Annotated in this window: 15 protein-coding genes; 1 reads left to right on the forward strand and 14 read right to left on the reverse strand. The window is 43.2% G+C overall.

Going from position 1 to position 12,814, the window contains the following annotated elements; translation table 11 throughout:
* Position 1 precedes the first annotated feature (1 nt).
* From WMO31_RS10605 to WMO31_RS10665, 13 genes are all read right to left on the reverse strand, one after another.
* A complete protein-coding gene (locus WMO31_RS10605; protein ID WP_046432616.1) occupies positions 2 to 619 on the reverse strand; it encodes a CDP-alcohol phosphatidyltransferase family protein in 618 nt (205 codons plus the stop codon).
* A gap of 24 nt (positions 620 to 643) precedes the next feature.
* Positions 644 to 1,318, reverse strand: coding sequence for a CvpA family protein (locus WMO31_RS10610; RefSeq protein WP_101069484.1), 675 nt, complete (start codon positions 1,316 to 1,318; stop codon positions 644 to 646).
* Between the two features lie 5 nt (positions 1,319 to 1,323).
* On the reverse strand, positions 1,324 to 2,619 hold the full coding sequence (locus WMO31_RS10615) for a DUF5711 family protein (protein ID WP_015524106.1): 1,296 nt from the start codon (positions 2,617 to 2,619) through the stop codon (positions 1,324 to 1,326).
* Complete coding sequence (truA, locus tag WMO31_RS10620) at positions 2,612 to 3,418, reverse strand: tRNA pseudouridine(38-40) synthase TruA (protein ID WP_304015190.1); 807 nt, start codon at positions 3,416 to 3,418, stop codon at positions 2,612 to 2,614. Before truA ends, WMO31_RS10615 begins: the two co-directional genes overlap by 8 nt.
* Complete coding sequence (locus WMO31_RS10625) at positions 3,388 to 4,200, reverse strand: energy-coupling factor transporter transmembrane component T family protein (protein ID WP_046432606.1); 813 nt, start codon at positions 4,198 to 4,200, stop codon at positions 3,388 to 3,390. Before WMO31_RS10625 ends, truA begins: the two co-directional genes overlap by 31 nt.
* The gene (locus WMO31_RS10630; RefSeq protein WP_117519643.1) at positions 4,194 to 5,063 is read right to left on the reverse strand and encodes an energy-coupling factor transporter ATPase; all 870 of its coding nucleotides are present in this window, start codon (positions 5,061 to 5,063) and stop codon (positions 4,194 to 4,196) included. The genes WMO31_RS10625 and WMO31_RS10630 overlap by 7 nt, the downstream gene beginning before the upstream one ends.
* The gene (locus WMO31_RS10635; RefSeq protein WP_015524110.1) at positions 5,060 to 5,905 is read right to left on the reverse strand and encodes an energy-coupling factor transporter ATPase; all 846 of its coding nucleotides are present in this window, start codon (positions 5,903 to 5,905) and stop codon (positions 5,060 to 5,062) included. Before WMO31_RS10635 ends, WMO31_RS10630 begins: the two co-directional genes overlap by 4 nt.
* A gap of 3 nt (positions 5,906 to 5,908) precedes the next feature.
* Positions 5,909 to 6,772 (reverse strand): class I SAM-dependent rRNA methyltransferase, encoded by an 864-nt coding sequence (locus WMO31_RS10640; RefSeq protein ID WP_015524111.1) that lies wholly within the window; start codon positions 6,770 to 6,772, stop codon positions 5,909 to 5,911.
* Complete coding sequence (glmM, locus tag WMO31_RS10645; protein ID WP_021884120.1) at positions 6,772 to 8,121, reverse strand: phosphoglucosamine mutase; 1,350 nt, start codon at positions 8,119 to 8,121, stop codon at positions 6,772 to 6,774. Before glmM ends, WMO31_RS10640 begins: the two co-directional genes overlap by 1 nt.
* Positions 8,122 to 8,240: 119 nt before the next feature.
* Positions 8,241 to 9,320, reverse strand: coding sequence for a Holliday junction branch migration DNA helicase RuvB (gene ruvB / locus WMO31_RS10650; RefSeq protein WP_046432628.1), 1,080 nt, complete (start codon positions 9,318 to 9,320; stop codon positions 8,241 to 8,243).
* Positions 9,321 to 9,332: 12 nt separating this feature from the next.
* Positions 9,333 to 9,935, reverse strand: coding sequence for a Holliday junction branch migration protein RuvA (gene ruvA / locus WMO31_RS10655; RefSeq protein ID WP_015524114.1), 603 nt, complete (start codon positions 9,933 to 9,935; stop codon positions 9,333 to 9,335).
* 2 nt (positions 9,936 to 9,937) lie between these two features.
* Positions 9,938 to 10,438: a crossover junction endodeoxyribonuclease RuvC gene (gene ruvC, locus WMO31_RS10660; protein WP_306526550.1), complete on the reverse strand. Its 501-nt coding sequence runs from the start codon at positions 10,436 to 10,438 to the stop codon at positions 9,938 to 9,940.
* 150 nt (positions 10,439 to 10,588) lie between these two features.
* Entirely contained in the window at positions 10,589 to 10,954 is a 366-nt protein-coding gene (locus WMO31_RS10665; RefSeq protein ID WP_367999690.1) for a hypothetical protein, read from the reverse strand.
* Positions 10,955 to 11,148: 194 nt separating this feature from the next.
* Between WMO31_RS10665 and WMO31_RS10670 the strand changes: the two genes are divergently transcribed.
* Complete coding sequence (locus tag WMO31_RS10670; protein WP_021884116.1) at positions 11,149 to 12,156, forward strand: DUF2804 family protein; 1,008 nt, start codon at positions 11,149 to 11,151, stop codon at positions 12,154 to 12,156.
* A gap of 161 nt (positions 12,157 to 12,317) precedes the next feature.
* Here WMO31_RS10670 and WMO31_RS10675 read toward each other — a convergent pair whose 3' ends face one another.
* Positions 12,318 to 12,809, reverse strand: coding sequence for a hypothetical protein (locus tag WMO31_RS10675; protein ID WP_367999691.1), 492 nt, complete (start codon positions 12,807 to 12,809; stop codon positions 12,318 to 12,320).
* Positions 12,810 to 12,814: the final 5 nt, after the last annotated feature.

Consider the following 12,814-nt stretch of genomic DNA (forward strand, 5'->3'; position numbering starts at 1 on the left):
TTTATTTATTTTTAATGTCAGCTGTCTTTTTAAGTGATTCGTTGTACTCCTTAATCATTGCAAAATAGATTTTGCCGTAACGATACAAAGCGTATAGCATGGATGCGGCTGTAACCGAAAGCAATATCAGATCAAGCACCATATTTTCGTAGGCAAAAAAGGCCTTGAGAAATACGATAAGACATACGGAAAAGTAGAAAATAATTGTTCCGACCTTTCCGTACCAGTTTGCAGAAGGCGGAGTGAGTCTTTTTTTGATTAAATCGGCACCTCCGAGGAGCATAAGAAGGTCTTTGACCAGAAGTGCTACAAGAATCGGAAGAACCATAGGCACATAAATCACCATACAGATAACGACCGCAAAAAGCGTTACCTTGTCTGCAATGGGATCAAGGATTTTTCCGAGAGGAGTTACCTGATTGAGTTTTCTGGCAGCCATTCCGTCAAAGCAATCGGAAAGTCCCGACAAACCTATACATATTGCCGCATATATATACTGTTCCGCAAGGAAAAAATATACGAACGGGATTATAAGCACAAATCTTACATAAGTTATAATATTAGGTATAGTAACCAAATCGGATGTTTTAAAGCTCCACACATCTTTTTCTTTTTCCATTACTGTTCCCTCCTGTTTCTTCATTCAGACTGCAACGCTGAAAAATTTAAAAACAGCACCCGAAATCATCGGGTTATTAAGCATTTCGGGATTTGAAAACTCAAGCACTCCCGAAAAGATATTAACGGCAAAAAACACAAGGATTGCCGCCTCCGCTAGTCCCAACACACCGCCGAGAAGCTTATTAATCTGTTTCACCACGGGTATTTTAAACACTCTTGCAAGTTTTTTAACAAGAATTTTTATAATTATAAAGATAATTATTGATATAACTACACCGATAACCAAGCGGAACATTCCTGTGATAACCGGCTGAATAAGATTTTCCACCGAAGTTGACACCGCCGCTGCGGCAGAGTTCGGAACCTGAAAATCGTTTGTATAGACACTTGAATCCAATCCGAAAATTGAAAGGAAAAATCCGAGCATTCCCATAACCCAGTTTGGCAAAGCCGAAAAACTGTTTGCAATGGCTGAGTTGATGCCCTGAGTGTCAATCATTTGTTGCAGATTTGTTGTTAAGGTCTGCTGAACAAATGCCGTATAAACCCACGATGCAAGAAAATTTGAAATGTGATATGCAAGAAAGCCCGTGAGAGCCACACCTGCAACATTGAGAATTGTAATTGCTATGCCACGCTTGAAATCAATAAAAAACAAAAGCGCAAACACGGCAATAATAATTATATCTGCAACCAAATTTATTACTCCTGTTTTGAAGTTTGAGCGGTATCGTCACTCGATACACTGTCAAGGTCAATAAACCTAATTTGATTTACGCTGAGAATGTAAGCGGTGTAGTCCGAGGCAAGCACAATCTTTTTTGAACCGGTTCCCGAATTTGTCGAATAAAGCAAATCACCATTTTGATTATAACCGTAAACAACATTTCCGTCAAGGATTGCAACCGTACCCTTGTAGACAGAAAGCGAATCGGCTTTGTGTTCGGTATTTATTGTGTACTGTGCCTCGCCGTTACTGTTATAGCTTATGAGAGCAACACTTCTTCCGTCACCGCTCCTTGAAAGAGCCATTGTATAGGTTGATGTATCTGTGTTAAAGCAGTAATTTGAAAGAGTTTTGTCCTCATAGCTTACTGTTTTGTAATTCTTTTCACCTTTTTTAACAATATAGCTTGCCTGTGAGCCCACAAGAACCGCCGTATCTGAGGTCAGATACTTGCAATCAAGCACGCTGTCACCTGAAATTTTGTAGGTTGAAACAGGCTTTTCCTGTGAAAAATCAAGCACATAAACGCCCGTTACCGCCGAACCCTTATCACTTGACACACCTGTGGCAACGCAACCGGAGCCGTCCTTGTTAATTGCTACCGATGTTATATAATACTCCGAAAAAGAATATTTGTAAATTCTGTTATTATTTTTGCTGTAGGCATACAGCGTTGTAAGATAACCGTTGTCCTCGGTAACAAGACAGTATGTACCGTTTGAGGCAACATCACCTGTGTATATTTTATTTTCGGCATTGCCTGAGTAAAGCGTTTCGTCAAAACTGCTTATCTCATAGCTTGCACTGCCGATTCCGTATGTGAGAAATCTGTTTTCATTGTTTTTCATTACGGGATTTGAATGTGTAAGCTGAAGTCGTGCAACCTCTGTACCCGAATTTGTAAGGGTTACGAACGAGGTGTCCGACGCATACACGGCATGTCCCTGTGACACTGCAAAGTTGCCCGATGAAACCTCGGAACCGATAATGTCAACGGGATAGCCGTGACCGGCATTTCCGAGTACATCATAAGTCCACCAGTTTGAGATGTTCTCCCATGTGAGCTTGTCACGGTTTGCAAAGGCAAAAACTATAAGTCCTGCCGCAATGGCAATACACGCACCGAGTACGATTTTCTTGACAGCCTGCGGCGACATTTCGGTTTTTTCCTGTTCATAATCGTCAAGAGGCATATCCTCATAGCTCATTACATCTCTGTCGGTTTTATGTGTCTTTCGTTTTGAATAATGTCCTTTAAATTTTTTAAACATCAGCGTTCACTCCTTTTTGTGAACTGTTGTCATTTTCATAATTCACACGATTCAGGTACAATCCGCAAGCCTGTGCGGTGGGACCCGAATATTTTCTGTTTTTCTTTTCTATAATGGAGGGAATTTCATCGGGAGCAATTTTACCCTGCTGAATCCTGAGAAGTGTTCCCACCATAATACGAACCATATTGTACAAAAAGCCGTCAGCCTCAACCTTCATTGTAACAAGGTCGCCCTCACGGGTTACCGAAAAGGCTTTTACATTTCTGGTCATATCCCCTTTTTCACGGTTATCAAGCGTGCAAAAGGAAGTGAAATCGTGTCTGCCGACATATGCCTGAGCGGCTTTGTCGAGCAAATTTTCGTCAATTTTGTATCTGTAATGAAGTGCGTATCCGTCAAGAAACGGATTTCGCACCTCGCTGTTCCAGATTTTGTAGATATATTCCTTGCTTGTGCAGGAATAGCGGGCGTGAAAATCGGGTGCAACCTCTTTGCAGTCAAGAACCGCAATGCTTAGCGGCAGCCAGCGGTTAAGCGCAGCCTTGAGCCTTTCGGGCTTTATGGGGTGCTCTGTTTTAAGGCTGATGCAGTACATATTTGCGTGAACTCCGCTGTCTGTGCGACTGCATCCCTTTACATCAAAGTCATTGCCGATAATCTTTGAAAGAGCAGTTTGAAAAGCCTCCTGAACCGTCATTGCGTTCTGCTGAATCTGCCAGCCGTGGAACTCTTTTCCGTCATATGAAATTGTGAGAAGAAGATTTCTTAAACTGCCGCAGGAAGGAATATGTTGCATAAAATCACTCCGCCGATTAGAAGTGCGACCATTACAAAAGATACATAGTCACGCTTTGCCATATGAATAGTTTTCATTCGTGTTCTTCCTGTTCCGCCACGGTAGCAACGGCACTCCATAGCTGTTGCAAGCTCATAGGCTCTTCTGAATGCCGAAACAAAAAGCGGAATGAGAATAGGGATAAACGCCTTTACCCTCTGAATAATATTACCCGACTCCATATCGGCACCTCGTGCCTTTTGAGCCTGAGTAATTTTGTCGGTTTCTTCAAGAAGTGTGGGAACAAATCTTAAAGCAAGCGACATCATCATTGCAATCTCGTGAACGGGAAAGTGCAGTTTTGCAAGCGGCTTCATCAGTCTTTCGATTGCGTCCGTAAGCTCTGTCGGAGAGGTTGTGAATGTAAGACAGGAGCTTGCAAGTATAAGACAGATAATTCTTACCGAAACAAAAATTGCTCTGTTAATGCCGTTTAAGGTAATTTTGAAAATTCCCCATTGTACAAGCGGATCACCCGAACCGTAGAACACATTGAGAATTGAGGTTACTATTATAATAAATATAATTACTTTCATGCTTTTGAAATAGAACTTTGCAGGCACCTTGCTTGCCGCAACAAAAAGCGCGGTAAAAAGCACAACAAGCGCAAGCGAAGCATAATTAAAAGTACAGAAAATAATTACGAGAAATCCGACAAGCATAATCAGCTTTGCACGGGGATCACATTTGTGGATTACGCTGTTCGCAGGAAAATACTGACCGAACGCAACATCTCTTACCATATTTTACCCTCCTTGTCAAGCAGTGAGGAAATACAGTCCATTGCCTCATCAACAGTAAGTATTCCTTCGGGAACATCAAAACCTTTTTCACGCAGTTCAAGCATAATCTTTGTTATCTGCGGTACTCGAAGTCCTATTTTTTCAAGCTCTCGTCCCTTTGAGAAAACTTCTTTCGTCTTATCAAACATAACGAGGTTTGACTTGTTCATAACGATTATCTTATCGGCAACCCTTGCAATATCTTCCATGCTGTGGGATACAAGGATAACTGTGTTTTTGCGTTCCTTGTGATACTGCACAATCTGGCTCAACAGCACATCTCTGCCCATAGGATCAAGACCTGCGGTCGGTTCGTCAAGAACGAGAACCTCGGGATTCATTGCTATAACGCCTGCAATTGCCGCCCTTCTCTTTTCACCGCCCGAAAGGTCGAACGGAGATTTTTCAAGAAGTTCATCTTTAAGTCCGGTAAATCTTGCAGCGTCATTTACCGCTTTTTCAAGCTCTGCACCGCTCTTGCCCATATTCGTAGGGCCGAATGCGATATCCTTGGCAACGGTTTCTTCAAAAAGCTGATATTCGGGATACTGAAATACCATTCCGACTTTGAAACGGATTTTTCTGATATCCTTGGGATTTGCCCAGATATCCTCGCCATCAAGAAGAACCTGTCCCGAAGTCGGTTTCATAAGTCCGTTGAGCATTTGAACAAGTGTTGACTTGCCCGAGCCCGTGTGTCCCATAATACCGATAAACTCGCCTTTTTCAATTGAAAGGCTCAAATTATTGACAGCGGTTTTCTCAAACGGAGTGCCTGTTCCGTAAACATAGCTTAAATTTTTCAGTTCAAGCACCTTGCTCATGACAGCACCTCCTCAAGCATTTTTACACATTGCTCTGCATTGAGAGGAAGTTTGTCAAATTTCACTCCGCACCCCCTGAGTCTGTATGCAAGCTCTGTTGCCTGCGGAACATCAAGACGGTGCTTTTTGAGCAGCTCCGCCTGTGAAAAAACTTCTTCGGGTGTACCCTGAGTGAGAATTTTTCCTGCGTCCATAACGACAACTCTGTCGGCAAGGACTGCCTCTTCCATATAGTGTGTGATGAGGACAACCGTCATATTCTTTTCACGGTTGAGTTTTAAAAGCGTTGTCATTACCTCGTCACGGCCGTTAGGGTCAAGCATTGCCGTAGGTTCGTCAAGAACTATGCATTGCGGCTGCATTGCAAGAATTCCGGCAATTGCAATACGCTGTTTCTGACCGCCCGAAAGCTTGAACGGAGCGTGTTCACGGTAATCGTACATATCAACGGCTTTGAGGGCATCGTCAACCCTCTGTCGGATCTCCTTTGGCGGTATTCCGAGGTTTTCGGGGCCGAAAGCAACATCTTCCTCAACAACGCTTGCAACAAGCTGGTTGTCGGGGTTTTGAAGTACAAGTCCCACTTTTTCTCTTATGTCATATGTCTTGTTTTCATCTGATGTGTCATCTCCGTCAACATACACTTTGCCCTTATCCGGCAATAGCATTGCGTTGAGATGTTTTGCAACAGTTGACTTTCCGCATCCGTTGTGACCGAGAAGGGCAACAAATTCACCCTTTTCGATATTGAGAGAAACACCGTCAACCGCATTTTTGTACGGCTGACCGCTTTCAATGTCGGAATATGAAAAGCTGATGTTGTCAAGTGAAATAAAGCTCATTTATTATTTCTCCCATATTGCGGTTGAGCCGCACGGCAATACAAGTCCCGTGTCGCTCACCTTCAGTCCTATTTCATCGCTTGATACTTTTCCGCCGAAGTCCTTCTGCAAAAGAACTCCGAGCAAATACTCCATTACAGCGGGAGAAAGTCCCGTTGTGTAGGAATTGAGAATGAAAAACAGCGGATTGTCTGAGAGAACCTGTTTGCACAGGGTTACGAGTGAATAAAGCTGTTCTTCAAGTTTCCAGACCTCACCGCCCGGACCTCTGCCGTATGACGGAGGATCCATGATGATTCCGTCATACCTGTTGCCACGGCGGATTTCACGCTGTACAAATTTTACGCAATCGTCAACGAGCCAACGGACAGGTCTGTCGGCAATACCGCTTGATGCGGCATTTTCCTTTGCCCACTGAACCATACCCTTTGATGCGTCAACATGGCAAACGGTTGCACCTGCGTTCATACACGCAAGAGTTGCACATCCTGTGTAACCGAAAAGGTTGAGAATTTTAAGCGGTCTGTTTTCGTTTTTAATTTTTTCTGCGGCAAAATCCCAGTTAACTGCCTGTTCGGGGAACACACCTGTGTGCTTGAATCCCATAGGCTTGATGTTGAAAACGAGGTCGCCGTAATTTACAGTCCAGCGGTCGGGAACTTTTTTGTACTGCTCCCAACTTCCTCCGCCACGATTTGAGCGGTGATAACGGGCATGTGCCGAATACCAAAGAGGATTTTTCTTTTCGCTTGACCAGATAATCTGCGGATCGGGACGGATAAGGATTATATCTCCCCATCTTTCAAGTCTTTCCCCGTCAGAGGTATCTATAAGTTCATAATCTTTCCATTTATCAGATAATCGCATTATGCAAGTCTTTCCCTTACTACCTGTGCGGCTTCTTCCGCAAGGTTCTGAATTTCTTCGAGGTTTTCACCCTCGAGCATTACTCTTACGAGAGGTTCTGTTCCCGACACACGAACAAGGATTCTGCCTCTGTCACCGAGGATTTCGCTCACTCTTTCGATTTCAGCCTTGATTTCCCTGTCTGTATAGAATGAGAGCTTGCCCTCTCTGCTGACCTTTACATTAATGAGCACCTGCGGCAAACGCTCCATAATCTTTGCAAGCTGACTGAGCTTTTCGCCTGTTCTCTTCATAATGCTGAGAATCATTGCACCTGAAAGCTGACCGTCGCCTGTTGTTGCATAGTCAAGCAAAATGATGTGACCGCTCTGCTCACCGCCGATGTTGTAGCCCTCCTGCATCATAGCTTCGAGAACATATCTGTCGCCAACCTTTGTTGAAACAAAGTGCATATCGTTTTCTTCGCAGAACTTGTTAAAGCCCATGTTTGTCATAATTGTTCCGACAACGGCATTCTTTTTGAGTACGCCTCTCTGCTTCATATCATTTGCACAGATTGCAATAAGGTAATCGCCGTCAACAAGGTTTCCGCTTTCGTCAACCGCAAGACATCTGTCGGCGTCACCGTCAAATGCAAGACCGCATGAAAGCTTATGTTCACGAACATACTTCTGCAATTTGCTCATATGAGTTGAACCGCAGTCACGGTTGATGTTCACACCGTCAGGCTCGTCAAAAAGCATATGAACCTTTGCACCAAGCTTTGTGAAAAGCTTTTCGGCTGTTCTTGAAGAAGAACCGTTTGAGCAGTCAAGTGCGATTTCCATACCCTCAAAGTCGCAGTCAACTGCCGAAACAAGGTGGTCAATATACAAATCAGCCGCCTCTGTATCATATGTTACTCTGCCGATATTTTCATCTGTTGCGGATGCATACGGAACAACATGGTCAAGTACGATTTCTTCAATTCTGTTTTCGAGGGCATCGGGGAGCTTGCATCCGTCAGAACTGAAAATTTTGATACCGTTAAATTCAAACGGGTTGTGTGATGCGGAAATCATAATACCTGCATCGGCATTGTATTTGCCTACAAGATAAGCAACCGCAGGAGTAGGAACTACCCCGAGAATGTGAACATTTGCACCTACCGAGCAAAGTCCTGCAATAAGTGCGCCCTCGAGCATATCGCCCGAAAGTCTTGTGTCCTTACCGATTAGAATTGTGGGGTGTTCAACCTCATCGCTGATAAGAACCATTGCCGCCGCTCTGCCTATATTCATTGCAAGTTCGGGTGTAAGCTCTGCGTTTGCAACACCTCTTGCACCGTCTGTACCGAATAATCTTCCCATTATATATATTCCTCCGTTAAATAATTTGTAGATTGTAAATTTTCAAAACTGAAATTTTCGATATAACCCAAGTAAGAACCTTGCACTCTGTTGAATTATACACTCATATTGTGACTGATTTATGACTCCCTGTCACCAAAGAGAGTCGGCTGTGTAGGCTGTGCATTTACAACGCCCTTAGGAAATTCACAGCCGAGATGCTTGCAAGCCTCGGCAGTTATGCATCTGCCTCTCGGTGTTCTGCTGACAAAACCTATCTGCAAAAGATACGGTTCATAGACATCCTCGATTGTTACAGCCTCTTCACCGATTGCCGCCGCAAGTGTTTCAAGTCCGACAGGACCGCCGTTGTAAAAACGAACGATTGCCTCAAGCATTCTTCTGTCGTTGCGGTCAAGACCGAGTTCGTCAATTTCGAGTCTGTCAAGTGCTGTCCTTGCGGTTTCAAGTGTGATGACGCCGTTTGACATAACTTGTGCAAAGTCACGCACACGCTTTAAAAGTCGGTTTGCAATTCGTGGTGTTCCCCTTGAACGGGACGCAATTTCAAGCGCACCGTCATGTTCAATTTTTATTCCGAGGATTCCGGCACTTCTTTCAACAATCTGTGCAAGCTCCTCGGGAGTGTAGAGCTCAAGTCTTAACACCACACCGAAACGGTCACGCAAAGGAGCGGTCAGCTGACCTGCTCTTGTGGTTGCTCCGACAAGTGTAAATTTTGGCAACGGCAGATGATACGAAGCCGCCATCTGACCTTTACCCGTGATGATGTCAATTGCAAAGTCCTCCATTGAAGGGTAAAGTATTTCTTCAACGGAACGGCTCAGTCTGTGAATTTCGTCAATAAAAAGCACATCACCCTCGTTAAGGTTGGTAAGCAATGCCGCAAGGTCGCCCGGCTTTTCAATTGCAGGGCCTGAGGTTATTCTCATTGACACACCGAGTTCATTCGCAATGATTCCCGAAAGAGTTGTTTTACCGAGTCCCGGAGGGCCGTAGAGCAGTACATGGTCAAGGGTTTCGCCTCTGATTTTTGCCGCCTCGATAAAGACCTTGAGGTTTTCCTTTGCCTTTTCCTGTCCTATGTATTCCGAAAGTGTTTTCGGCCGCAGAGGGTTGTCGCTCTCTGCCGTATCTTCGGGAATTTCGGAAGTATCGGTTATTCTGTTTTCAAAATCAAATTCATCCGAGAATTCCATTTTACTCATATGTTACTGTCTTCCCATCTGTTTTAATGTGAGCGAAATAAGCTGTTCAACAGGCAGGGCGCTGTCGAGTGTTGCGAGTACGGGCGAAACATCCGAAGGAGAATAGCCCAAAACTCCGAGTGCCTCGATTGCTTTCGGAACATTTCCCGTTGAAACATTCACGCTGTTCTGTGCCGCCTGTGCAAAGGAACTGTCCTCTTTAGCCGCTTTTGCAAGCTTGTCCTTGAGTTCAAGAACAATTCTCTGTGCAATTTTTTTGCCTATTCCCTGTGCTCTTGTAATTGTTTTGAGGTCATCGGAGGCAATTGCCATTGCAACCTGTTCGGGACTGAGCTCCGACAAAACCGCAAGTCCTGCCTTTGGACCTACACCGCTTACGCTGATGAGGTTTTTAAAGGTTTCAAGCTCTGCCTTTGTTGCAAAGCCGAAAAGGTCAACCGCATCTTCCCTTACATTAAGGTAGGTGTAGAGCGTTACCTCTGTGTTAAGCTTTACGGCTTTGAGTGTGTTCATTGTTGTCTGGCACATATAGCCGACACCGCCGCACTCTACTACCGCCGCATTTGATTCTATAGCAATAAGTTTTCCTCTTACGGAATAAAGCATATTTAAAGTCCCTTTCCGTACATTACTCTTCTGAGCTGTGAGCCTGCCGCCTGTGTGTGACAGATTGCAATTGCAAGTGCATCACAGGTATCATCGGGTTTCGGAATTTCTTTCAGCTTTAAAAGTCTTGCGGTCATTTCCATAACCTGTGGTTTTTTAGCCTTGCCGTATCCCGTTACAGCCGTTTTGACCTGAAGAGGAGTGTACTCAAAGATTGGTATTTTAAGTTTTTGTGCCGCAAGCAGGGTTACTCCCCTTGCCTGAGCAACATTGATAGCCGTTTTCTGATTGGTCTGAAAGTAAAGTTTTTCGATTGCAAGGGCGTCGGGGCGACATCTGTTGAGAATAGCATAGGTTTCGTCATAGATGTACTCAAGCCGTTTGTTAAAATCAGTTCCGGCAACGGTTTCAATTGCACCGTAACCGAGAGTTTTATATGTATTCGATTGAAAATTGATTGCTCCCCAACCTACAATGGCATATCCGGGATCAATTCCAAACACTACCAAAACAATACCTCCGAAAAAATCCAAAAATGGCATAATAACATAGCTTAAAACATTATAACACACACAACTTTATTTATCAATAAAATTATTCGTTAATCTGCGTATTCCGCTCAAAATGTACATAAGAAACATTGAACGGCTGATTTACTCGGTTTTTTGCGTGTTATCGGCACGGCTGAGCGTGATTTTTGAACCGTTGTATGACAAATCAAGCTTTTTTCCGTGGGGAATATATTCAAAGGTGTAGTTTCGGTAAAGTTTCGGCACAAATATGACAAGCGTTGTATCATCGGCAACATATTTTCCGCAAAGCTCCGCCTTGTCTTTTCCGCTTATCATAATAAGGGACGCATTTTCACCGTCAAACGAAAGGTTTATCTTTCCGCCGCCGTCAAGCTCTGCACTCCAGTCTGTGCAGGTAAGCTCGTTTTGATATCCCGATGTGTCGGCACTGCATGAACAAAGCAGAAAACATAAGCAGATTAAAAGCAAAATGACAAATTTCTTCATAAAAACCGCCCTCACAGGTATATGATATTATTACAGATTATTCATGAAATCCGAAAATTAGTACATATACCGTTGACGGCAGAAAACGAAATTTACAGTTTTGTTATAATTCTTGAAAAGCATAATTGTTTTGTGTATATTGTATGGTGTGATTTTATGGAAAATTTTAAAAACGAGAACACGGAGGGATTGTTTTGCAACATGAGATAACCGAAAAGCATAATGTTTTTGAAGAAAACGGAGAGGTTATGTGTGCAGGCTGGGCAAGAACGCCTGTTTTTGAATATAACAGCGAACAGAGCAAAACAAGCGGAAAACACAGCGAAAGGGATTGCTATTTCATAAGCAACACAGAGGTTTCGCTCTATCTTTCGGTTGAAAATTTAGGCATGGAATTTGCGGTAAAAATTGCGGTTGCCGACCTTAAAAGAGGCGGTGTGATTTATGATTGTGTTGTAAAGAAATTTGTTTTCAGCAAGAACGAGCTTCCCGAATCGGGCAGTTCGGGAGAGCTTTTGTACACGGACAAAAGGCTTCAGCTGCAGTTGACAAACACACCGAACGGAAGATTTTTAAAATGTGATTTTATCGACTTTGGCGGCATAAAAAATCTTTACTTTAACATTAATCTCAAAAAGACGGCGGGCGAAAGTCTTAACGAAATTGCACCGTTTGAGAGAGACAGAAAATATTTTTATCTCAAACGCTTTGTTCCCAAATTTGTCGCAGGCGGAATTATCCGTGTTGGCGGTATGGAATATTCTTTAAACGAAACAACCACAAACGCTTACTTTGACTGGACACGCTTTTCAAAGCCGAGAAAGCATAATTATCAGAGATTAAGCTCCGACTGCTTTATTGACGGAAAACGCTTTTCCCTCTGTCTTGCAAGCAGAGTCGGTGACAACCGTTACGGCAACGAAAATTGCTTTTTCACAGACGGTCATCTTGTAAAACTATCGCAGATAAATGTTAAAAGCACAGGCGGAAAGCTTGACAGACCGTGGTACTTTAAGGCGGGATATTCGGCAGTTGACATTACATTCAAGCCGTTCACCGTAAAAGGCGAGGCTATGGCGGCATATATGGACAAAACAACCGTAATTTTCGGCAGACTCTACGGAGAACTAAAGAGAGTTGATATGGATAAGCCGTTAGTCCTCGATAATTCTCAGGCACACATTGTTTTGACGGAATTTTAAAAATAAAATCGGCAAAAATAAACACGGCAATCATTTCAGATAATGAACTGCCGTGTTTTAATTTTATAAAATAAAGTTGGGAAAACAATGTTTTGCATTAAGCAAGCTGTGTTCCCGACCGAAATTTTCAATTTTTCGTTTTCAACTTTCAATTTGTAAAATTACACTTCCCTGTTCGGGTCTGTGTTTTTCTGCTTAACAGGAGCTTTCGTAGCATCTTTGTCGGAAAATCTTGCAAAGATTGAAAGCGTTGTGAGAAAGCAGATGAGAATGTACAAAAGAAGTGCAATTACAGAAGCAAGGCTGATTGTATAGCTTACCATTGTGATAATTGAAAGCACACCGAGCAGACAGCAGATGATTGAAACGATATTCTTCATATTGCGTTCTTTGTCAAGAGCGCAGAAGAAAAATCCTGCAATCGGAATAATGAAGAAAATCGGCATAAAGAGCGAATACTTAAAAACCGCATCATTTGAACCGCTGAGTCCCCATACAGACATAATATCAAATACGGAATAAGAATGGAGTACATTTTTTTCATCAATGTACTGGAAATACGGCAACGCACAGAGTACGATTTCAACGAGATAAAGCACGCAAAGTGTGATTCTTAATTTTTTTCTTGTTTTGTTTTCGGGTATTTTGAGCATTTTGT

It is taken from the genome of Ruminococcoides intestinale, from assembly GCF_040095935.1.
Taxonomy (GTDB): domain Bacteria; phylum Bacillota; class Clostridia; order Oscillospirales; family Acutalibacteraceae; genus Ruminococcoides; species Ruminococcoides intestinale.